At 74.8% G+C, this 20,347-nt stretch carries 18 protein-coding genes and 1 pseudogene; 10 read left to right on the plus strand and 9 right to left on the minus strand.

From position 1 onward, the window contains the following. Position 1: 1 nt before the first annotated feature. The 3 genes from ACQP2H_RS13825 to ACQP2H_RS13835 form a co-directional block, all read right to left on the minus strand. A complete protein-coding gene (locus ACQP2H_RS13825) occupies positions 2-601 on the minus strand; it encodes a copper chaperone PCu(A)C (protein WP_357533740.1) in 600 nt (199 codons plus the stop codon). A 94-nt stretch (positions 602-695) separates the two neighbouring features. Beyond that, a complete protein-coding gene (locus tag ACQP2H_RS13830) occupies positions 696-1,481 on the minus strand; it encodes a zf-HC2 domain-containing protein (protein ID WP_433233080.1) in 786 nt (261 codons plus the stop codon). Positions 1,482-1,547: 66 nt separating this feature from the next. After that, a complete protein-coding gene (locus ACQP2H_RS13835) occupies positions 1,548-2,117 on the minus strand; it encodes a sigma-70 family RNA polymerase sigma factor (RefSeq protein ID WP_208566211.1) in 570 nt (189 codons plus the stop codon). Positions 2,118-2,543: 426 nt separating this feature from the next. On the opposite strand from ACQP2H_RS13835, the pseudogene ACQP2H_RS13840 reads away from it, so the two are divergent. The 3 genes and pseudogenes from ACQP2H_RS13840 to pdxY all read left to right on the plus strand — a co-directional run. Further along, a pseudogene (locus ACQP2H_RS13840) lies at positions 2,544-2,819 on the plus strand (copper resistance protein CopC); the annotation flags it as partial. A gap of 518 nt (positions 2,820-3,337) precedes the next feature. Next, on the plus strand, positions 3,338-4,447 hold the full coding sequence (locus ACQP2H_RS13845; RefSeq protein WP_433233082.1) for a hypothetical protein: 1,110 nt from the start codon (positions 3,338-3,340) through the stop codon (positions 4,445-4,447). Between the two features lie 192 nt (positions 4,448-4,639). Next, positions 4,640-5,491, plus strand: a complete 852-nt coding sequence (gene pdxY, locus ACQP2H_RS13850; protein WP_433233084.1) for a pyridoxal kinase PdxY — start codon at positions 4,640-4,642, stop codon at positions 5,489-5,491. A 47-nt stretch (positions 5,492-5,538) separates the two neighbouring features. On the opposite strand, the gene ACQP2H_RS13855 is transcribed toward pdxY, so the two are convergent. Together ACQP2H_RS13855 and ACQP2H_RS13860 are read right to left on the minus strand one after the other, a co-directional pair. Next, positions 5,539-6,024: a hypothetical protein gene (locus ACQP2H_RS13855; protein WP_433233086.1), complete on the minus strand. Its 486-nt coding sequence runs from the start codon at positions 6,022-6,024 to the stop codon at positions 5,539-5,541. 337 nt (positions 6,025-6,361) lie between these two features. Next, positions 6,362-6,919: a hypothetical protein gene (locus tag ACQP2H_RS13860; RefSeq protein ID WP_433233088.1), complete on the minus strand. Its 558-nt coding sequence runs from the start codon at positions 6,917-6,919 to the stop codon at positions 6,362-6,364. A gap of 738 nt (positions 6,920-7,657) precedes the next feature. On the opposite strand from ACQP2H_RS13860, the gene ACQP2H_RS13865 reads away from it, so the two are divergent. Beyond that, positions 7,658-8,410, plus strand: a complete 753-nt coding sequence (locus ACQP2H_RS13865) for a hypothetical protein (protein WP_219461353.1) — start codon at positions 7,658-7,660, stop codon at positions 8,408-8,410. On the opposite strand, the gene ACQP2H_RS13870 is transcribed toward ACQP2H_RS13865, so the two are convergent. Further along, positions 8,356-10,494, minus strand: coding sequence for a hypothetical protein (locus ACQP2H_RS13870; protein WP_433233089.1), 2,139 nt, complete (start codon positions 10,492-10,494; stop codon positions 8,356-8,358). The genes ACQP2H_RS13865 and ACQP2H_RS13870 overlap by 55 nt on opposite strands. 282 nt (positions 10,495-10,776) lie before the next feature. Here ACQP2H_RS13870 and ACQP2H_RS13875 point away from each other — a divergent pair, with 282 nt between their 5' ends. Next, a complete protein-coding gene (locus ACQP2H_RS13875) occupies positions 10,777-12,267 on the plus strand; it encodes a S8 family serine peptidase (RefSeq protein ID WP_433233090.1) in 1,491 nt (496 codons plus the stop codon). A gap of 129 nt (positions 12,268-12,396) precedes the next feature. Here the strand turns inward: ACQP2H_RS13875 and ACQP2H_RS13880 are convergent, their stop codons facing one another. Continuing rightward, positions 12,397-13,875 (minus strand): ricin-type beta-trefoil lectin domain protein, encoded by a 1,479-nt coding sequence (locus ACQP2H_RS13880; protein WP_363819342.1) that lies wholly within the window; start codon positions 13,873-13,875, stop codon positions 12,397-12,399. A gap of 334 nt (positions 13,876-14,209) precedes the next feature. On the opposite strand from ACQP2H_RS13880, the gene ACQP2H_RS13885 reads away from it, so the two are divergent. From ACQP2H_RS13885 to ACQP2H_RS13895, 3 genes are all read left to right on the plus strand, one after another. Next, the gene (locus ACQP2H_RS13885; RefSeq protein ID WP_433233092.1) at positions 14,210-15,850 is read left to right on the plus strand and encodes a beta-1,3-glucanase family protein; all 1,641 of its coding nucleotides are present in this window, start codon (positions 14,210-14,212) and stop codon (positions 15,848-15,850) included. A 221-nt stretch (positions 15,851-16,071) separates the two neighbouring features. Further along, positions 16,072-16,626 (plus strand): sigma-70 family RNA polymerase sigma factor, encoded by a 555-nt coding sequence (locus ACQP2H_RS13890; RefSeq protein WP_208566204.1) that lies wholly within the window; start codon positions 16,072-16,074, stop codon positions 16,624-16,626. Positions 16,627-16,726: 100 nt separating this feature from the next. Continuing rightward, positions 16,727-17,791 carry a zf-HC2 domain-containing protein gene (locus ACQP2H_RS13895; protein WP_219461363.1) on the plus strand — a complete coding sequence of 355 codons (1,065 nt, stop codon included), beginning with the start codon at positions 16,727-16,729 and terminating at the stop codon, positions 17,789-17,791. 118 nt (positions 17,792-17,909) lie between these two features. On the opposite strand, the gene ACQP2H_RS13900 is transcribed toward ACQP2H_RS13895, so the two are convergent. Next, positions 17,910-18,347 (minus strand): DUF4913 domain-containing protein, encoded by a 438-nt coding sequence (locus ACQP2H_RS13900; RefSeq protein ID WP_219461365.1) that lies wholly within the window; start codon positions 18,345-18,347, stop codon positions 17,910-17,912. A gap of 38 nt (positions 18,348-18,385) precedes the next feature. Next, positions 18,386-19,189 carry a transglycosylase SLT domain-containing protein gene (locus tag ACQP2H_RS13905; RefSeq protein WP_219461368.1) on the minus strand — a complete coding sequence of 268 codons (804 nt, stop codon included), beginning with the start codon at positions 19,187-19,189 and terminating at the stop codon, positions 18,386-18,388. A gap of 184 nt (positions 19,190-19,373) precedes the next feature. Between ACQP2H_RS13905 and ACQP2H_RS13910 the strand changes: the two genes are divergently transcribed. Both ACQP2H_RS13910 and ACQP2H_RS13915 read left to right on the plus strand, forming a co-directional pair. Next, on the plus strand, positions 19,374-19,907 hold the full coding sequence (locus ACQP2H_RS13910; protein WP_433233095.1) for a hypothetical protein: 534 nt from the start codon (positions 19,374-19,376) through the stop codon (positions 19,905-19,907). Then, positions 19,904-20,242, plus strand: coding sequence for a hypothetical protein (locus tag ACQP2H_RS13915; RefSeq protein ID WP_208566200.1), 339 nt, complete (start codon positions 19,904-19,906; stop codon positions 20,240-20,242). The genes ACQP2H_RS13910 and ACQP2H_RS13915 overlap by 4 nt, the downstream gene beginning before the upstream one ends. The last annotated feature ends 105 nt before the right edge of the window (positions 20,243-20,347 follow it).

A 20,347-nucleotide genomic window follows, 5' to 3' on the forward strand; every position in this document is an offset into this window, starting at 1 on the left:
GTCACGACGCCGGACTCGTCGTCGGCTGCCCGCTCATGCTCGGCATGGGGGCGCCGTGGTCGGGGGCGTAGCTCTCCTGCGCGCCGGTGAACGGCTTCGCCACGGCGGTGAACTGCTGGGTCCGACCATCGCCGAAGGTGAGGGTCACGGTGAGGGCGTCACCGGCCCGCACCGGCTGACGCAGGTCCATCAGCATCAGGTGATCACCGCCGGGCTCCAGGACATGGGTGCCCTTCGCCTTGATCACGATGCCGCCCTCCTTCTGTCGCATGACCATCTTTCCGTCCTTCATGGTCATCTCGTGCAGCTCCATCGGCGACACCGACGTCGTGGCACCGGTGAGCGTCACGTCGGCGTCGCCGCTGTTGACCAGGGTCGCGAAGGCCGCCGTCATGCCCTTGTCGGCCGCCTTCACCCACGGGTCGCGAATGTCGACCACCCCCGTGACCGCGCTCGCCGGGGCCGAGGCGCTCGACTGCGGAGCTGCGGCCGGATCGGCCGGGCCGCAGCCGGCGGTGCCGAGCGCCAGCAGCGCTGCGGCGGTGGTGGCGAGGACGACCGACGGGCGTCGATACGAGCCGAGTGGACGGGTGGGGCGCATGGGTTCTTCCTCCGTTGTGCTGGTGCTCTGTCCCGTTGGTCGGTCACCGGGCCCTGGAAGTTCCGGCCGGTCGGCATCGACGTTTCGTGGTCGGTCAGGCCGCCGACCGGTCGCGGATCCGCGCCGAACCGACGTGCGGCGGCACCAGGCGCAGGGGCGGCGTGGCGGTCGGTACGTCGTGCGCGGCCAGCCGCCACGCGGGACGGTCGCGCTGGTCGCGGCCCGCCGGCCCGTCGGGTCGCAGTCGGGGTCGGGACAGGGCGACCACGATCAGGTAACCGGTGAGCAGGAAACCGTGACTGACCAGCCGGGCCGGTTCCACCCGCCCGGTGACCAGGTCGTTGGCCGAGAGCAGCACCAGGGCCCCGACGAAGGCGCTCAGGGTCGGCAGGAGCCCGCTGGTCGGGGTGCGCCGGGCCGCGACGAACAGGAAACCCGCGCCGACGGCGATGTTCCAGGCGGCGGACTCGTGCCACAGGTGCCCGGAGGTCAGCGTGTCGAGCGCGCCGTGGGCGTGACCGGCAGCCGGGCCCCGCCCGACCTGGGCCAGTCCCAGCACCAGTTGCAGTGCGCCGATGAGGGCCAGCCCGGTGCGCAGGGCGAACACGAGCCGGTCGCGGAGCCGGCGGGGTGCGGGGAGCGCGGCCAGGACGGCGTCGGTGAGATCGGGGCCGGGCACCGCCCGACGCCGCCGGCCGGGGGCGGGGGCGGGGGCGGAGAGGGCCAGTCGGGACCGTCTGGTCACCGTCGCGGCCTGGTCACACCAGTCCCGGCAGCCCGTGCACCCGTCCAGGTGGGCGTCGACCGCGATCCGCTCGGCGGGGGTCTCCTCGCCGTCCAGCTGCGCCGACAGGATCTCACGCCACTGCTCACACCCCATGTACCGGTAGTCGGACCGGGGTGCCCGCTGGTTCCCGTGGACCGTGGTCGCGACCCAGGTCAGCGGTCAGCCGGCGGCGCTTCCGGGCCGGCGGCGGATCGAGCGGGGGTTGCCCTCGACCAGCACGACGAGATCCTCCCGGGCCCGGGCGACCCGGGACCGGATGGTGCCGACCGGACAGCCGCACACCTCGGCCGCCTCGGCGTAGGACAGGCCGAGGACCTGGGTGGCGACGAACGCCTCCCGACGGTCGGCGGGCAGGGCCAACAGCAGGTCGTTGAGGACCACCTCGCCGTCGAAGCCGCTGCCCCGAGTGTCCGGGGTGTCGTGCCACTCGGACAACGGCACGGTGCGCGGGCGCGACGTGGCGGCCCGTACGTGGTCGACGGCGGTGCGCCGGGCGATGCCGAGCAGCCAGGTCCGGGCCGACGACCGGGCGGCGAACGACGGCAGCGACCGCATCGCCCGCAGGTACGTCTCCTGGGTGAGGTCGTCGGCCTCGGCCGGACTGATCAGGTGGGCGACGAACCGTCGTACGTGCTGCTGGGTGGCCCGGATGAACCGGGCTGCTGCCTCCCGGTCACCCCGACCCGCGGCCAGCGCCCACGCGGTGACCTCCGCGTCGTCGTCGCTCACCTGCTACCTCCGTGTCCGGTCGCGCACGCCCGCCAACCGTAACGACGGGGTGTAGTAGGTCTCGGGTGAGCGTACGGCACACCCGGCGTCACCCTCGCCCACTGGTACGGACGGAAGCCGGCAACGGATCACCTCGTCCTTACCCGGTGGCGCGGTCCTGCGTCGGGCGGTGCCGTCGCCGCGGCGAGTTTTGATCATCCGGGGTCGGGATCGGGGCGTCCTGGCCAAAACTTTTGCCATCTGCGTAAAAAGTTGGTGAACTATTGATCGAAGTCCACTCTTCGTGAGGATGATCCGATGCGCTGTCCCCCTCCAGCCACCGGGCCCACCGGGCGTGCCCTCGCGGGCCTCCTCGCGTTCGTGCTCGCCTCGGCGGTCGTCCTGCTCCCCACCGCCCGGCCGGCCCAGGCACACGGCACGCTGGCGATGTCCACCCCGGCGGCCGACGCCACGGTGACCGAGGCGCTGACGGAGGTGGAGCTGTACTTCACCGAGCAGGTCGCCGCCAACGCCTACTTCACCGTCACCGGCCCCGGGGGTGGTCGGGTCGACAACGGCTGGCGGCAGGGCTCACCCCGGCCCCTGGACAAGCCGGTCCGCGAGTACCTGCTGGTCGACGGCAAGTTCGAGCCGAAGGAGTACAGCACGGGTTTCCCGGCGGTGGTGACCCTGGCCCACCTGCCGGCGGCGGGGCAGTACGCGGTGAGCTACCTGTCGGTGGCCTCGGACGGCGAGCCGGTGCGGGGCACCATGAGTTTCCGGTACACCGGGCGGGCGACGGCCGCCCCGCAGGGCTGGCGGCCACCGGTCGACCAGCCGGACCCGGCGTTGGTGGCCGCCGCCGAGCAGCACGCCACCTCCGGCCACACCGGCGGCGCAGCTCCGGGCGGGCCGGCCTCCGCGGTCCCACCGGCCCCCTCGACGGCCGCCACCGCCGCGGCCCCGCCGGCCGCCGCCACCCCCGGCAGCGACGGGAACGACCTCGGGTGGCTGGCCTGGGCCGGCGGTGCGGTGCTGGTCGTGGCGGCGGTCGGCTTCGCAGCCTGGCGGCGTCGCCCGGTCCCGGCTGCCCGGGCCGCCGGCCGCGCCGGTGGCCGGCCCCGCAGCCGGGGGTCGGTCGCCCGGTCCGCCGCCGGGGCCCGCCCGACCCGGTCGACGACGGCGCGCGGTCGCCGGGGGCGAACCGTCCCGCTGCCCCGCGCGCGGGGGCCGCCGAGCCGGTGCCGGCACCCCCCGCCACCGAGGTGGTACCCGCCAAGGCCGCCCCCGCCGCCAAGGCGGCATCAGGCGTCAAGGCGGCAGCAAGCACCAGGGGAGCCGCAGCCAGCACGGTCGCGCCCGCCACCGAGGCGGTACCCACCACGGCCGAGGAGGGACCCGCCGTGGCCGGGCCGGCAGCGGAACGGGGCACCCGGCTGGGCAACACCGGCCTCGCGCTGCTCGTCGGGGGGCTGGTGGTCGCCCTGCTGGCCGGGTTCGGGCTCGGCCGGCTCGGCTCCGGCACCCGGCCCGCCGACCGCAGCGCGACAGCGCCGCCGGTCACCGGGGCGGCGCTGTCGGCGGGGGACGGGCACCAGCACGGACCCGGCACCGGCGCGCACACCCATCCCGGTGACGGCGCGACACAGGCGCAGGTGACCGGGTTGTCGGTGAACTCCGGCGGCTACACCGTGCAGCCGCAGGCCAGGACCCAACCAGCGGGGGTACGCACGGACTACCGGTTCCGGATCGTCGGTGCCGACGGTCAGCCGGCGACCCGCTTCGCGGTCGTCCACGACAAGCAACTGCACCTGGTCGTGGTGGGTCGCGACCTGAGTGGCTACCAGCACCTGCATCCCACCATGGCGGCGGACGGCACCTGGACGGTCCCGCTGACGCTGGCCCGGCCCGGCGGCTACCGCATCTACGCCGACTTCTCGGTGACCGGCGTCGACGGCAAAACGGTGCCGCTGGTGCTGGGCGTCGACCACCAGGTGCCCGGCGCGCACACTCCGGCCCCGCTGCCGCCCGCCGCGCAGCAGTCGACGGCCGGCCCGTTCACGGTGACGATGACCGGTACGCCGACAGTGGGCGTGACGGTGCCGCTGTCCTTCCGGCCCGACGGGGTCGAGCCGTCCCGGCTGGAGCGCTACCTGGGGGCGTACGGGCACCTGGTCGTGGTGCGGGAGGGTGACCTGGGCTACGTGCACGTCCACCCCGAGCCGGAGCTGGTGGACGGGACGGTCCGGTTCTGGCTGACCGCCCCGAGCACCGGGCGGTACCGCGCGTTCTTCGACTTCCAGGTCGATGGGCAGGTGCACACCGCGCAGTACACCCTAGACCTGGGCTGAGCGCCGGCCCCGGCGACCGGTCCCCGGATTGCCGACCCGGCGGGTGGTCCCGGCCGCCGGGCCCACAGGCGTCAGCCGGCCGGTCCGTCCGGCGGGGGCCGGCAGCCCGGCGGGGGTGAACCGGTGGGCCCGGCCGGGACGAATCGGAGGGCCCGTACCCGGGGTGTCGGTGGCAGCGGCCATGATGGGCCGGTGAAGATCCTGTCCATCCAGTCCTCGGTCGCCTACGGTCACGTCGGCAACTCGGCGGCCGTGTTCCCCCTCCAGCGCCTCGGGCACGAGGTCTGGCCGGTGCTCACCGTGCACTTCTCCAACCACACCGGCTACGGTGCGTGGCGCGGGCCGCTGCTGGCCCCGGCCGACGTGGCGGAGGTGATCGAGGGCATCGCCGACCGTGGGGTGCTCGGCACCGCCGACGCGGTGCTGTCGGGCTACCAGGGCGACCCGGCGATGGGCGCGGTGATCCTCGACGCGGCCGAGAGGGTCCGGGCCGCCAACCCGGACGCGGTGTACTGCTGCGACCCGGTGATGGGCGACACCGGCCGCGGGATGTTCGTCCGGCCGGGCATCCCGGAGTACCTGCGCGACGTGGTGGTCCCGCGGGCCGACATCATCACCCCGAACCACTTCGAGTTGGACTTCCTCGCCGGCCGGACGACCACCTCGCTGACCGCCGTGCTGGACGCCGTCGACGTGGTCCGCGCCACCGGCCCCCGCGACGTCCTGGTCACCAGCGTGCTGCACGACGACGTGCCGGCCGGCTCGCTGGAGGTGGTGGCGGTCTCGGACGAGGGTGCCTGGGCGGTGACCACGCCCCTGCTGCCGATCAGCCCCAACGGCGGTGGCGACGTCACCGCCGCGCTCTACCTGGCCCACCTGCGCACCACGGGCTCACCGGCGATCGCCCTGGAACGGACCATCGCCTCGGTCTTCACCGTGCTGGAGCGCACCCTCGCGGCGGGCACCCGGGAGATCCAGCTGGTCGCGGCCCAGGACGCCATCGCCGACCCGCCGACCAGGTTCGTCGCGCGCCGGCTGCGCTGACCCCGGTACGGGTTGCGACCCCGTACCGGCCCCGGCCGGCGCGACGGTCAGGGCGACGTGGAGAACGCCGCGACGAGGCCGAAGCCACCGCAGCAGAGCACCCCCAGCACGGCCAGCGTGACGAGCATGATGCTGTAGTTCGACCACATGCCGAACTTCGTCACGTCGGTGCCCTGCCCGTCGTGGACCCGGTTGCGCCAGCCGCCGAAGCGGAACGACAACGGGTACACCACCCCCGGCTGGGTGACCAGCGCGGTGGTGATGACGGGGATGCCCATGAAGTCGGTGTAGCGGACGTCGTGCGGCCCGGCCGGGACGGCCACGTACCAGGTGCCCTCGCCCGGGATCGCCACCAACCGGCCGTCGACCTTGAACCGGCTCGTGGAGGGGGCGGGCACCAGGTACGGCCCCCGGTTGACCGAGACGGTCAGCACCGCGTGCCCCGGGGGCGGCGGGATCGGGTGGGGGTAGGCGATCATCGGCGTGACGCCGCCGGGCGCGGCCGGGTACGACGGCTGAGGGGGATACGACACCGCCACATCCTGGCACGGCCCCCGGACCACGTCCGCCCGGGCGGCGTACCACCGGTGGAAGTGGGATGGTCCGGCGGCCCGTCCGTCCCGGCGCGCAGGCCGATCGTCCTCCGGTTGAACCGTCGGCACCCCGGTTCGTAGAAGGGGACCGGGACGGGAGGATGTCGGTGGGACCGAGGGTGTGGAGAGCAATGGTGGGGATGCGGCGAGCCTTTGTCACGGTGCTGCTGGTCGGGATCGTGCTGGTCGTTGCGGCGGGGCCGGTACGTGCGGTGCCCGCCGAGACCGGCCGGTACTACGTGGTCGGGCCACCCGTCGACGGTCAGCGGGAGTACCTCTACGCCATCGCGCTGCGTACCCTCGGCAACGGTAACCGGTTCCGGGAGATCGTCGAGCTGAACGCGGGGCGGGCCCAACCGGACGGCGAGACGTTCACCGACGGTGTGGTCCTGCGCCCCGGCTGGCAGCTCGTGTTGCCCCGGGACGCGAAGGGCCAGGGGGTACGGATCGGACGACTGCCGCAGCTCGGCCCGCCCGCCCCACGGCCACCGGGTCCGAGCGCCCCGCCCTCGACCCCGGTGCGTCCCAGCCCGCCCCCCCGGACGACGACGTCCGCTGCGCCCCGGCCCGCCACCACCCCGGCGCAGGCGGGCACCCGGGCGGTCGCCCGACCCCCCGACGGCCCGGTGGCGGCCGGCCCGCTGAGCCCGCTGCTGATCCGGGGTACCGCCGGGCTGCTGGCGGTCTTCTTCGCGGCGGTGGCGGTGATGCTGCTGCGGCGGGGTGGGAACCGCCGGGTGGTGCTGGAGGACGACGGGCCGTGGCCGCCGCAGCGGCACCACACCCCGACCCCCGCCGAACTCACCGCCGGCCCGGCGGTCGGCGACGTGGACATCCCACCACCGCCTCCGACCAGTGGACCGGCCCCGGCTACGGCACCCCGAGCGGCTCCGGTGGCCGCAGCGCCCCGGCCGGCTCCGGTGGCCGTGGCGCCCCGACCGACCCCGCCGCTGCCACCGCCGGTCACCCGGCCGATCCCACCGCCGCCCGTCACCCGGCTGGCCACGCCATCCCCGGTCGCCGGGCCGCTCCCACCGGCACCGTCCTTCGCTCCCCAGCCGGCCCCCGCCCCCCAGCCGCCCCCCGCCCCCAGCCGCCCCCCGCCCCCCAGCCGTCACCGCTCCCACCGGCACCGTCATCCCCGGCCCCGGCGGCACCGTCACCAGCGTCCCCACCGACCCTGGCGGTCCCGGCACCATCACCGGCCACCGCGTCACCGGCCACCGCGTCACCGACCACCGCGTCACCGACACCGTCGCTGCCGATCCAGCCACCGATCCCGGCGTCACCGGCGTCACCGGCCCCGGCGTCACCGGCGTCACCGGCTTCGGCGTCATCAGCCGTGGCGTCACCGGCCCGGACGTCGCCCCCGCGGCTCCCAATCCCGGCGTCACCGGCCACGGCTCCGCCGGTGCCATCGGAGCCGACAGTGCAGCGTGCGCCCGGCACCGGCGCTGCGGAGCCCGAAGGGGCCACACCCCCCGCCGCACCGGCACTCCCGGTTCCGGCGCTCCCGGCGAAGCCGGTCTGGCCGCCCCGGTCACCGCAGTCGGCACCGCCCCGGCCGACCCCGGTGGACCTGGCGACGGTCGAGCCGTCGGGGCCGTCGGGGCCGTCGGGTGCGTCGGGTGCGTCGGAGCCATCAGGGCTTCCGGAGCCGTCGGGTGCGCCGGCCCCGGCCCGTCCGGTCACCGGCACGCCGGTCGCCCCGCCTGCCGTACCCGAGCTGCCCCGGCCGACGGTGCCGGGCGGCAACGAGGTCCCCTACCTCAGCACCGAGCTGGAAACCGAACTCGGGCCGATCCAGGTCCGGTTGGTCGGGGTGGCGGCGGGCCGGGGTGCGCCCCCCTACGCCTGGCTCGGCCCGGACGAGGCCGCGCCGCCGGCGACCCTGCCGCTGGTGCTGGGGCACCGGGGACCCTGGCGGCTGCACGTCGACCTGGGCCGGGCACCCGACGTGCTCACCCTCGTCGGCGGGACCGACGACTGCCGAGACACCGCCGCCCTCTTCGCCCGCCGGCTACGGTCCGCCGGGATCGGGGTGGCCACGGTGGGTGGGGTGCTCGGTGCGCAGGCCCCGGAGGGCTGCCGTCCGCTGCCCGGGTTACCGGCGGCCCCCGCTCCCGACGTGGACCCCGCCCCGCCGTACGTGGTGTTCACGCCCGGTCTGGCGGGTGCGGAACTGGCCGGGGCGCGTCGACTCGCCACGGAGAGCGGGGGACGGTGCGTACCTGTGGTGATCGGGCCGGTGCCCGCCGGCCGGTGGTCGGTTCAGGTGGCGTCGACCGGCGGCGGGTCGACCACCCGGGCCGGTACGGCGGACTGAAGGTCGGCGACGACGGACGGCAGCGGGCCGGGGGTGAGATCCCCGATCCGTTGCCACCCGCCGCCCTGCGCACGGTAGGCGCGCTGCACCACGATCCGGTCGTACGACCGGCTGCCGAGGACCAGCGCCACCCCCGCGTGGTGCAGCCGCGCGACCCTGGTCCGGGCCAGGGGCAACCCGGTCAGCGCGGTGTGGGTGGCGTCGACGTCGACGGTGCGGCCCGCCGGCACCCGGACCTCCACCAGCAACCGGCCCGGGCGGGCCACGGGCCGCTGTTGGTGCAACGGCAACCAGCCCCGGGGCAGCCCCCGTGACCTGGCCGGCAGCAGGGCGTACGCCGTCCGGGTGCCGAATCCGGGCCAGCGGCGGACGTCGTGGGGTAGCCCGGCGACCGAGCGGCTGGTGGGCGCGGGCCGGATCCGCAGTGGTTCGCCGTCGGCGTCCACGGTGGGCAGCAGCCGGCCGTGGCCGTCGGACCGGAACCCGCCCACCAGCCAGACCCGGTCCAGCCGGGCGGCCGGCAGCAGGTAGGTGTCGGGGCTGCCCAGGACGTACTTGAACCGCGCCGGGACGTGGGTACGCAGCACCGCCATGGCGACGGCACCGCCGGGTCCGATCCGGACCCGCAGCAGGTCGCTGCCGGCCGGGGCCGACCGGGGATCGAGGAAGGCGGCCAGGAACAACTCGACGCTCGGCACACCGTCGGTGACTGCGCGGGCCGGATCACCCTCGGCGAGGACGAACGCCTCGAACGCCTCGGCGTTGACCTGCTGGCCCCGCCGCAACCAGGGTGGACCGTAGTCCGCGGCCCGGCGGTTGTCGGTGACGAGTGCGGGGCGGGCCAGGGCCACGGCCGGCTGCTCCGCCGCGGACCCGACGGTGGTGCCGGCCGGTGTCGGGGCGGGTGCGGTGGCGGGGGTCGAGGGCGCGGGACGGTCCGCCGTCGGGCTCCCGGTGTCGACGCCGTCGGGTTCGCCGGTCCGGTCCGCCGGGGGACGGTCGGACACCGGGGTGGTGTCGACGGTCCCGCCGGTGGCCGACGCCACCACGATCCGCTGCCGGTCCAGCCGGGACACCAACAGCCCTTCGGGGGTCGCGTCGAGGGTGGCCGGCCCGTCGGCGTACCTCGGCCGGTGGGCCTGCCAGGCGGCGATCGCGCCGGCCGGGTCGAAAGAGCGCAGGTCACGGCGGTCGTCGATCAGCTCGGCCCGACCACCGGGGGGTGGGGTCCAGACGGTGGCACCGGTCGTCTCGGCCAGCTCGACGACCTGGGTGACGAGCCGGGCCTGTTCGTCGGCGTCGGACGGCCAGGTCAGCCAGAGCCGCAGGTCCGCGCCGTAGAGCGGGAGGTCGCCGAGGACCGCGGCGAGCTGCCCGCCGCTGTGCACGTCCTGGGTGCCGCTGTAGTTGCCGACCAGGAAACCCCCGGACCGGGCCGTGACGGCCACGGTGACCACCCCGGTCGACGCGCCCAGCCGGTGCGCGGTGGCCCGTCTGGTGACGAAGTCGGCCCGGGTGGCAAGGGCGAGACCGTCCGGCAGCGGCAGGCCCACCACCCCGGTACGGGGGCGGACCAGACCGTCGTCCACCGCGAACCAGCCGGGCAGCGAGGTGGCGAGATCCGGTGGTTGGAGCACGAGCCAGTCCATCGGCTGGCGGGTCACCCGGTCCAGCGGCACCGCGTCCAGCGGCCCGCCGTCGCTGGTCGACCGGGTTGCCGGGCCGGTCGTGCGGTCCGTGGCGTGCCGGATGTCGGACCCGTCCGGGCTGACCAGCACGTCGTGGCCGAGCAGGCCGGCCACTTCGGTGAACAGTTCGACGTGCCGGGCTCCGTCGTCGGCGAGGATCCGCACGTCCTGTGCCGCGTCCGCGCCGTGCCGGACCAGGGTGGCCACGGCCCGGGCGTCGAGCGGTCGACCGGGGTCGGTGGGCACCACCAGCCGTCCGCCCGGCCCGGGTGCCAACCACAGGTCGAACAGCCCGGCGATGCGGCGGTGTCGGCGGGGGTCGAAGCGACGGGTGGCCGGCACCCGGTCGAAGCCGTTGCCGCCCGTCGGCCCTGCCGTACGCCCAAGCCCGTTCACCGCCGCCCCACCTTCGTCTCCACCGGGCCTGACGGCCCGGTCCCCTCGGTCGTCGTCGCCACCGTCGGCGGTGGACCATCGGCTGCCTACCGGTCATCCGCTCCCATCGGGGGGACGGCCCGAGGAGATCTTCCCGTCATCGTCGGCCGGTACTCTCGGCAGACCTCATGACGAGGATCATGGAAATCTGGTTCAGATTGATTTGAACGAACTCGCCGCTGATCCGCAATAGACGGTGAAGGCCGGTGACGCTCGGCCATGGTGACTGAAGGGGGACACCCAGTGCTGGCGAAGCGCTCGATCCTTGCCCGCCTGCTCGCGGTGGCGACGGCTGGCTGCGTGCTCATGGCGCTGACCGGGCCGGCTGTGGCGAAGGCCACCAACGATCCGCAGCCCTACGTGAAGTTCTACGTGGTCGCGGCGCAGTACCAGGGCCAGCCGGAGAGCCTGACGGCGATCGCACGGCGGTTCCTCGGCAGCGGTGAGCGGTCCGCGGAGATCTACCACCTGAACACGGGACGGGTGCAGCCGGACGGGTCCCGGTTGACCGACCCGGGGCGGTTGAAGGCCGGCTGGCAGTTGGTGCTGCCGTGGGACGCGGCCGGTGAGGGGGTGACGTACGGCCAGCTCCCGGCGGGGAAGCGGCCCACCCCGAGTGCCCGGCCCGCCGGCACGGCCGGTCCCACACCCGGCGCCGCCAGCCCGACCCCGCCCCCGACGCCGAGCCCGAGCCGCACGGGCGCCAGCCCCCGCCCCGGGGGTACCGGGCCGAAGTGCACCGCCACGACCGGGTCGAGCAGCCGTTCGGACTGGGCGCAGCTGCGGATGGCCGCCGACAGCGCCTGGACCCTGACCCGGGGCAACGGGGTCAAGGTGGCGGTGGTCGACAGCGGTGTCGACGCGAGCGTGCAGCAGCTCAGCGGCCGGGTCGCGGTCGGCGCGGACGTCACGGTCGGCAACGGGCGTGGGGACACCGACTGCCTGGGCAGCGGCACCGCGATGGCGGGCATCATCGCCGGTGACAGCAGTGTCGACGGCAGCCCGGTCGGCATCGCCCCGGACGCCACCATCCTGCCCGTGCGGGTGGTACGCGGGTCGGGTGCCGCCCGGCCGGCCGACGCGGCGAACGCCATCGAGGTGGCGGTCAGCGCCGGTGCTTCGGTCGTCGCGGTCGGCTCGCATGTCGACCTCGGTGACCCGGCGGTGGCGTCCTCCGTGGCCACCGCCCTCGACCACGACGTCCTGCTGGTGGCCGGTGCGCCGACCAAGGCGGTGACGCCGCCGTCCCCGGCCGGCCGGTCCGGAGGTGGGGCGCTGCTGTTCACCGGCGGGGTCGGGGCCGGTGACCAGCTCGCCGAGCAGTACGTGGCGGGCGCGGTCGAGGTGGTCGCGCCCGGGGTGGACGTGGCGAGCCTCGGCGTCGGCGGCGGCCGGGCGGTCAGCAACACCGGCACCGAGTTCGCCGTGGCGTTCGTGGCCGGGCAGGCGGCGCTGATCCGGGCGGCCCAGCCCGACCTGACCGCCGCGCAGGTCAAGGAGCGGATCCGCGGCACCGCCGACGCGATCGGCACGGCCCCCGACGCCAAGTACGGCTCCGGCATGATCAACCCGGCTGCCTCGGTGTCGGTGGCGGTGGACGACCGCAACCAGGTGGCCAGCCAGCAGCAGGGCAGCACCGGCGCGGCGCTGGCCGTCATCCTCGGCATCGCGTTGCTCTGCGGTGCCGGCGTGGTCTTCGGGCTGCGCCTGCGTCGCCGCCGGTTCGCCGGCTGAGCCGATCCCGGGTCCGGTCCGACGTCGGACGGCCGGGTGTCCCGGTCGGGCGGGCACCGCCGGTAGCCGGATGCCCGGTGGCCGACCCCCTCGGGTGGGCCACCGGGCATCCGGTCGTGTCGGGGCCGGTCAGCGCCGGGTGAAGGTCTGCTTGGGGTTGAACACGCAGACCCAGGACATCATCGGGGCGCCCACCCCGTGGCCGTCGACGTCCAGGCACCGGTCGGTCTCCCGGTTGAGCAGGGACGTGCGGCCGTTGTACTCGGTCCACTCCCACTTCTGGGCCGGATTGCCGCTGCACACGGCGACCTGCACGGGGGTGCCGTCCTTCTTCTCACCCCAGGCCACGTCGAGGCAGAGTCCGTTGGCCCGGACGGTGCCGTCGGATCGGAAGTCCCACCACTGCGACTTCTCCTCCCGACACTTGCTCAGCACGGCGCGTACCCCGTCGCTGGTGCCGGCGGTGACGCACAGCCCGGTCTCCTTGCCCACCAGTTGCTTCGTGCCGGCCGGCCGGGTCGGTGCCGGCGTGGGCTTCTTGCCCGGCGGGCTCGCGGGGGGCGTCGTCGGGGCGGCCGGGCTGCCGCTCGGGGTGGGCGACGGCGTCGGGCTCGGCGTGGGCGACGGACTGGGCGACGGCGACGCCGCCGCCCGGAGCCGGCTGTCGAGGGCGTAGTAGTCGGTGTGTTCCCGTACGGTCCGCAGGAACGCCTGCGTCCCGGCGTCGAGGTCCCCGCCGGACTGCCGGACGGCGGCGGGACCGTTGCGGTACGCGGCCAGCGCCAACAGCGACGGGTCGCCCTCCAGCCCCGACAGTTCCCGGTGCAGCCCGCACAGGGCGGCACCGGCCGCCGGGATCGCCGCCTGCGGGTCCCAGGCCGAGGTGTCGGTCGGGCCGTACGCCTGCCAGACCTCGGGGCGGAACTGCGCGACGCCCCGCTGACCCTCGGGGCCGAGCAGGTTGACGTCGAAGCCGGACAACGCCATCAGCTGCGCGGCGACCAGCGGGGGCGTGACCTCCGGGCAGACCGAGCCGGCCCGGACCACGAGCGCGGTGTAACCGCCGGGCACCGCCTTGGGCTGCTGGACACCGCTCGACGGGCGGGGCTGACCGGAACCGCCGAACGCGGTCAGCTTGCCGTAGTAGGCGGCGTACCCGCTGGCCTGGTCGACGTACTCGACGGCGTCGGCGGGCACCCCCTTGGCGTCACGTACCTCGTCGAGGCCGGTGTGGAACGCGGCCAGGGACAGCCGCCAGGCCTCACCGGGCACGTTCGCCAGCCGGACCTGCCCGTTGAGGTCACACATGAGGTGCGCCAGGGCGAGGATGTTGGCGGCGGGATCGGAGCGTTCCGCACCGGGCCACGGCGCCCACGACTTCCACGCGGCGGCGTCGAGACCGGCGATGCCCTGACCACCGGAGGCGGTCCGGGTGGCCCGGCCGTCCAACCCTGATTCGGCCATCAGCTGACCGGCCAGCCGGGCCGGGGTGAGCGTCGGGCAGGACCGGGCGGCGGCCTGGATGGTCGTCAGGTGTTCCGTGGAGACGGGTCGACCGGTCAGGTCGTCGTCCCGGGCCGAGGCCGCGCCCCAGCCGACAGCGGCCACCACCGTGGACAGTACGGCCAGGCCGGCGACCAGGCCGGCAACGGTCCGACGGGGGATCGACCCCAGTCGGGAGCGTAAGGAGGGGTGATCGGATTTCACGGGGAGGTGTCCCTTCCGGCGTGACGGCATCGCTGTGGTGACGGACGCGCGATGTCCTTGGTTCACCGGGCTCGGATCGGATCGGATGATTTTGGTCCGGTCGACATTGAACCGAGGGGGGTACCGGGCCGTCAACGTGGCTACCGCCGGGCCCGGCCGATGTCACACCGGGTGCCGGCGGCGATGGCCGTCGTCGATCGGAGCTGTGATGCTGACTCGCCGCAGGATACTCGGGATGGGACTCGCGGGTGCCGCCGTGGTCGGTGTGCCGCTGGTGGCGGCCCCGTTGATCTCCCGGGCGCGGGCCTCGGGCGGCCTGCCGTTGAACGTGGTGAACAGCACAGGCCGGTTCGCCAACTCGGCGATCCGGATGTACGTCGTCGGCACCCACGCGGAGACCGGCGCGATGGGCTACGTCCGGGAGAGCGGGATCTTCACGCCGGCCGACCCGGCGCACAACGGACCGGACGGCGTCGCCGACATCGGTGTGCCGCTGGCCGGCTCCGGTGTGACCCGGTTCGTCCTGCCGATGATGTCGGGTCGGATCTACTTCGCCATCGACGGTCACCTGAGGTTCACGGTCGTCACCGACGGCAACGGGCGGCCGGCGTTGCAGTACCCGGTCGGCTGGGTGGCGGACGACCCGAGCTTCGGGGTGCTGCACGACTGCTGCGAGTTCACGTACAACGCGAGCGGGATGTTCTGCAACACCACCATGGTGGACATGTTCAGCATCCCGATGTCGATCCGGTTGCACGGCGACGTGGAGCAGGCCACCGGCAAGCTGGTCGACGGCGGCCGGGACGCGATCTTCGCCGAGCTGGCCCGCCAGCCCGGGTTCGAGCGGCTGGTGGTCGGCGACGGACTGCGCGTCATCGCCCCCGGCAAGGGCATCGAGACGGGCCGCTTCGACCCGGGATACTTCGACGGCTACATCGCCGAGACCTGGGACCGCTACAGCCGCTCCGAGCTGCGCGTCAGAGGTCCGTTGGGCAGCTACCGGGGGCGGGTGGTCGACGGGCGGTTGACCTTCGACGACGGGGCGCGGTCGTTCGACCGGCCCTCGACGTTGAACGTGTTCCACTGCGACGGGGCGCTCGCCGCGCCCAACGACGGGCACTACGGGCCGGTGGCGGCGATCATCGGGGCCGGGTTGAACCGGTCGGTGCTCGACCAGCCCGACCAGCCGACCACCAACCGGGACGCCTACTACCAGCACCCGGTGACCAACCACTACGCCCGGGTGCTGCACCGGCACAGCGCCGACGGCCGGGCGTACGGTTTCCCCTTCGACGACGTGGCCGACGACGCGTCGTACATCCAGGACACCGCGGCGCACGAGGTGACGGTCACCCTGACCCCGTTCGGCGCCGGTCCGGGGGAGGCCCCGCCACAGCAGGCCGGCGGGCCGGTGGTCGTCGAGCGGGCACCGGTGGTCGTCGAGCCGGCCCCGGTCGTCGTCGCCGGGCAGCGGGGCGTGGGCCAGGAGATCGCGGCGGCGGGCTTCGACCGGCAGCAGGGCGTCCGGACGGAACCGTCCGGCGAGGGCGGCGAGCACCTGGGGTTCCTCGCCCACGGCGACTGGGCCGGCTACCGGGGGGTCGACTTCGGCCGCGAGCCGGCGACGCAGTTCCAGCTGCGGGTGGCCTCCGGCGCCCCGCAGGGGGTGTCGGGCCTGATCGAGGTACGCCTCGACGCCCCGGGCCTGCCACCGGTGGGCAGCATCGCGGTGGCCGGCACCGGCGGTTGGCAGAGCTGGGTCACCGTGCCGGGCAACCTCGCCCCGGTGACCGGTGTGCACGACGTCTACCTGACCTTCGCCAGTGGGCAACCCGAGGAGTTCGTCAACGTCCGCTGGCTGCGTTTCACCCGATGAGCCCGGCCACCCTCCTCGCCCCCGTGGAGCATCCCGACCGGTGCGTCGGGGCCACGGCGTCCACCACCCTGCACCGACGGTTCCGACCGGCCACACGATGGCCTGGTGGACCGTCCGATGAGCACGGTTATGCTCTCTTCCTAGGCGGGCTCGACGTCGAGACGACGGCGCGGCCGTACGGGCACGACCCGTACGTCAGGGGGAGGCGTTCTGTGTCGGCGGTGCCCAACGAAGCGCCCGGGGTGACCGGCGACGCGGCGACCGAACGGGCCTCCCCCGAGGCCCTGATGCGGGCGATCCACGAGCAGTACCGGGGGCCGCTGCTGCGGTTCCTCACCCGGTTGGTCCTCGGCCGGCAGGAACTCGCCGAGGACCTGGTCCAGGAGACGTTCCTACGCACCTGGCGCAACCTGGAGACCCTGGCCGAGGACCCGCGTCGGATCGCGCCGTGGCTCTACACGGTCGCCCGGCACGTGGCCATCGACGCGATGCGCGCCCGGCAGTCCCGCCCGCCCGAGGTGGCCATCCCCGACCTCAACCGGCTCGCCTCGGCCGAGGACGAGATGGACCGGGTGGTCAGCACCCACACGGTCCGGCTGGCGCTGCAACAGATCAAACCGGAGCACCGCGAGGTGCTGGTCGAGATGTACTACAAGGGTTCGTCGGTCGCCGAAGCCGCGCAGCGACTGGGCATCCCGGAGGGTACGGTAAAGTCCAGGACGTACTATGCGGTGCGCGCGCTGCACGCAGCGATCGGCCCGACCGAGTCCTCCTGATGACGCGACGTGTCGATCTCCCGTTCGACCCCCCGGACGCTCACCGTCCCGGGGGTCGTCACACCGTCATCGGTGTCTCCGGGTCGAAAAGGAGGGCGTGATGCGCACCGGCGGCGAACACCCCACCGCTGAGCACTCCGCCCTGGCCCTCTATCTGCTCGGCGCGCTCGACGACACCGACCGGGTCGCCTTCGAGGCCCACCTGGCCGGGTGCGGGGAGTGCCTGTCCGCAGCCGGTGAGATGGGCAGCGTGACCAGCGCCCTCGGCGGGTTGGCCGCCGCCGACTGGGACGACCTGGGTGGCCTGCCGGAGTTCGCGCCACCGGCGGAGTTCCTCCCGCCGGCCGGCCACACACCCGCCCCGGGCCTCGCCCCACCGGCCGGGCCGCCGCCGGCTGTCGGCCCCGACGTGCCGGCGGCGTCCGCCCCGGTAGTGGTGCCGAGGCAGCCGGTGCCCGACCCACCGACCCGCGCCTCCGACCCACCCCGCACCTCCGACCCAGCACCCCGCACCACCGACGCACCCCGCGCGGCTGAGCCGGTCGCCACCGTCACCGGTGCGGACCCGAGCGCCGGGGTGACCCCGCCGAGGGCAGCGGATGAACCGGCCGGGACGGCCCGGCGTGGCGCTCGCCGGGGCACCGGTCCGCGTGCCGACGCCGGCCGTCCGGTCCGGAATCGGCCGTCGGGGAGCCGCCCCGGCGGGGACCGACCGGGGTCGGCGTCCGCAACGGGTGGCACCCGGCCGGATTCGGCCCGCCGTCGTCGGATGCTGTTCTGGGGTGGGGTGGCCGCCGCCCTGGTGGCCGTCGTCCTGGCCGGTGGCGTCGCGGCCGTCACCGGGTTCGGTGGCCATAGCGCAGTGGTGCTCACCGCGACCGGCGAGGCCCCGGCCCAGGGGGTGAGCCTCTCGGTGGCGATCACCACCGACGAGGGGCGCGGCTCCACCATCCGGATCACCGCCACCGGGCTGCGTCAGGGCCTGCGGTACCGGCTGTTCGCGGTGACCCGCGACGGCGTCACGCACGTGGTGCGGGACTGGACCGCCTCGACCGGGCCGCAGGAGGTGACCGGCGAGTTGTCGCTGCCGGTCGCCGACCTGGCCTTCGTCACGGTGGGCCTGGTGGACGGCACCGCCGTCGTCACCGCACCGATCTCCCGCTGAGCCGGCCGGTCTCCCGCTGAGCCGGCCGGTCTCCCCGGCCGGCCGGGTAGACCGGATGCGGCGACGTCGCGGGTGGATCGCGGACGAGACCCCGCCCCCGTCGTCGGGCCACCGTCGGTCAGTACGGGTCGGTGTGCGGGACCTCCTTGGCCCGGTGTGCTCCCGCCTTGCACCCGGCGAACGGCCCGGTCGGGCTACGCAGACTGTTCAGCACCGGTTCCAGATAGTCGCGGTGCCAGTTCGCCGGGCCGCACAGCCCGGCGTCGGGCCCGGTGAGTTCCTGCCAGGCGAGCCACAGGCCGTGCAACTGCGCCACCGCCTCGGGGTGCTGCCACCACCGCCCGCACCACGGCGCGGTCGAGGACGCCTCCCGCGCGTAGATCGGCACGAGCAACAGCCGGACCCAGTTGCTGAGCAGCTCCAGCTCCTCGGCGTACTCCTCGTCGCGCAGGTAGAGGATGAACGGCGAGGTCGGCGGCGCGTCGCTCGGCGGTGGGCCGTCGTCGGGGCGCTGTTGCCGCCCGGCGGGGCGTTGGTCCTGCGGGGTCACCGTCATCGGAACTCCTCATCGGTCGGTCAGCGGGTCGGTCGGGGTCAGTCGCCGGTCGGCGACGCGCTGGGGGAGGCGGTCGGCGGGAACGACGGCGGTGGACCGCCGAGCCCCTGGTACTTCGCGAACAGGGAGCGGACCTGCGCCAGGTAGAGCTGCGCCGCGTTGGTCGAGGGCACACCACCGGACCGGCGTACCTCGTCGATGCCGACGGCGTACGCGGCGAGCGTCAGGTCGAGCACCTCACCGATCGCCTGGCCGTCGTCGATGAGGGCCTGAGCCTGCCCGGCCAGGGCGCAGACGTGCTTGGCCTGTGCCGCGATCGAGTCCTCCTCGTCGGTCGCGTCGGTGTCGCCGTCGTCGTCGGTGTCCTCGCCGTACTGGGCGAAGACCGCGGGCGGGAGCTGGGAGATGCCCTTCTCCCCGTTCGCGCCGACCTTCGCCGGGTCCCATCCGGAGGCCACCTCGATCTGCGCGGCGATCACCACGGGCCCGATCTGGGTGCAGGTCTTCCCGGCGCCCTCGATGCTGTCCACCAGGCCCTCGGGCACCTGGTCGGGGTCGAGGGTCCCCTTGCCGTCGCCCTGCGCGGCGGCCAACGAGTCGTCGGCGACGCTGACCGGGTCGGCCGACCCACCGCCGCCCCCGAAGAACAGGATCAACGCGACCAGCGGGGCCAGCAGCACGCCCAGCGCGCCGATCACGAAGACGGCGGCCGCGCCGACGACCCCGACCACCGGCGTGGCCAGGCAGCTCAGCCCGGCCGCGACGGCCGCGCCGATCAGGGCCGCGCTGCTGCGGTTGGACCCTTGCGTCGGCTCCGCGCCGTCGTTGTCGGACGTTGCCATGTCGCCTCCCAGGCTGCTCACCATCGCGGTGGAAAAAGTTGGTCCCCGGCGTGAACCGGGGGGCGGGAGCCCCCGTAGAGGCGTCCGTCGACTGCCCGGCCCGCCGTGATGACGGGACCGGACCCGGGGTGGTTCAACCGGGACGCCGACGAACTGGAGCGACATTTGGCGAGGAGGTGGGTGCATGGGGTCCGCGACGATGAGCGACCCGGCATCGCGGATGTCACCGGGGCCGTTGTCCGCCCGGACCGGTCCCGGGCCGGTCGCGTCGCCCCGGCGGTCGCTGTCCGAGGTGGGGCTGGGCTGGATCGCGGCGCACGGTGGTGCCGGCGCGACGACGCTCAGCCGGCTCTTCGGCGGCACCGACCTGGGCTGCCGGTGGCCGGACGCGGCGCGGGCGGAGCCGGCCACGGTGATGCTGGTCGGCCGGACCGACGCCGAGGGGATGCGGGCGGTGTCCCGGGCGCTCAACGCCCTGCGGGAGGGCCGTCACCCGCCCGGGATGCGGCTGGCCGGCCTGGTGCTGCTGGCCGACGCCCCGGGCCGGTTGCCGCCGGTGCTGGCCCGCCGGATCCGGGTGTTGCGGTCGGTCGCGCCGGTGCACCGGGTGCCGTGGATACCCGCCTGGCGGCTGGGCCAGCAGCCCGCCCGGATGCCCAAGCCCCTGGAACGGCTCCGGGCGGCGACCGGCCTGGCCAGGGACGGGAGTCCGTCATGACCGTCGGGTACGGCGTGGACCGGCTCGCCGGCCACCTCCTGGCGTTCGGCCCGGGGGCGGCGCCCTCCCCGTTGCCGAGCCTCAAACCCCCGCCGCCGTACAACCCGGCGGGTGGTGCGGCCGACGACCTGCTGAACCTGCTCGCCTGGGGGGTCAGCGCGGCCGGTGTCGCCGGGCTGCTCATCCTCGGCATCTCGATGGCCATCCAACTCAACCGGGGCGTTCCCGGGGAGATGAGCGACCACTTCCGTGGGGCGGTGTTCGTCGCGATGGGCTGCGTGCTCGGCGCGACCGCCGGACCACTCGTCATGTTCTTCGGTGACCTCGGACTCTGAGCCGGATCGCCGCCGGCCGGACAGCGCACCCCGCACTGCCGGCCCGTTCCACCCCGTCACCGCCGGAGCGTCGTCGACGCCTCCGGTGATGCCACCTGCCCGAAG

The sequence above is a fragment of the Micromonospora sp. CA-248260 genome, assembly GCF_050942205.1.
Classification (GTDB): domain Bacteria; phylum Actinomycetota; class Actinomycetes; order Mycobacteriales; family Micromonosporaceae; genus Micromonospora; species Micromonospora antibiotica.

Excerpts from the sequence above, each read along its gene's own strand:
- ACQP2H_RS13915 (WP_208566200.1), top strand. The coding sequence starts at position 19,904 with ATGACCGTCGGGTACGGCGTGGACCGGCTCGCCGGCCACCTCCTGGCG.
- ACQP2H_RS13910 (WP_433233095.1), top strand. The coding sequence starts at position 19,374 with ATGGGGTCCGCGACGATGAGCGACCCGGCATCGCGGATGTCACCGGGG.
- ACQP2H_RS13830 (WP_433233080.1), bottom strand. The coding sequence starts at position 1,481 with ATGGGGTGTGAGCAGTGGCGTGAGATCCTGTCGGCGCAGCTGGACGGC.
- ACQP2H_RS13895 (WP_219461363.1), top strand. The coding sequence starts at position 16,727 with ATGCGCACCGGCGGCGAACACCCCACCGCTGAGCACTCCGCCCTGGCC.
- ACQP2H_RS13905 (WP_219461368.1), bottom strand. The coding sequence starts at position 19,189 with ATGGCAACGTCCGACAACGACGGCGCGGAGCCGACGCAAGGGTCCAAC.
- ACQP2H_RS13885 (WP_433233092.1), top strand. The coding sequence starts at position 14,210 with ATGGGACTCGCGGGTGCCGCCGTGGTCGGTGTGCCGCTGGTGGCGGCC.
- ACQP2H_RS13900 (WP_219461365.1), bottom strand. The coding sequence starts at position 18,347 with ATGACGGTGACCCCGCAGGACCAACGCCCCGCCGGGCGGCAACAGCGC.
- ACQP2H_RS13860 (WP_433233088.1), bottom strand. The coding sequence starts at position 6,919 with ATGTCCACGTCGCCGACCGCCGGGCCGGCGGTGAGTTCGGCGGGGGTC.
- ACQP2H_RS13825 (WP_357533740.1), bottom strand. The coding sequence starts at position 601 with ATGCGCCCCACCCGTCCACTCGGCTCGTATCGACGCCCGTCGGTCGTC.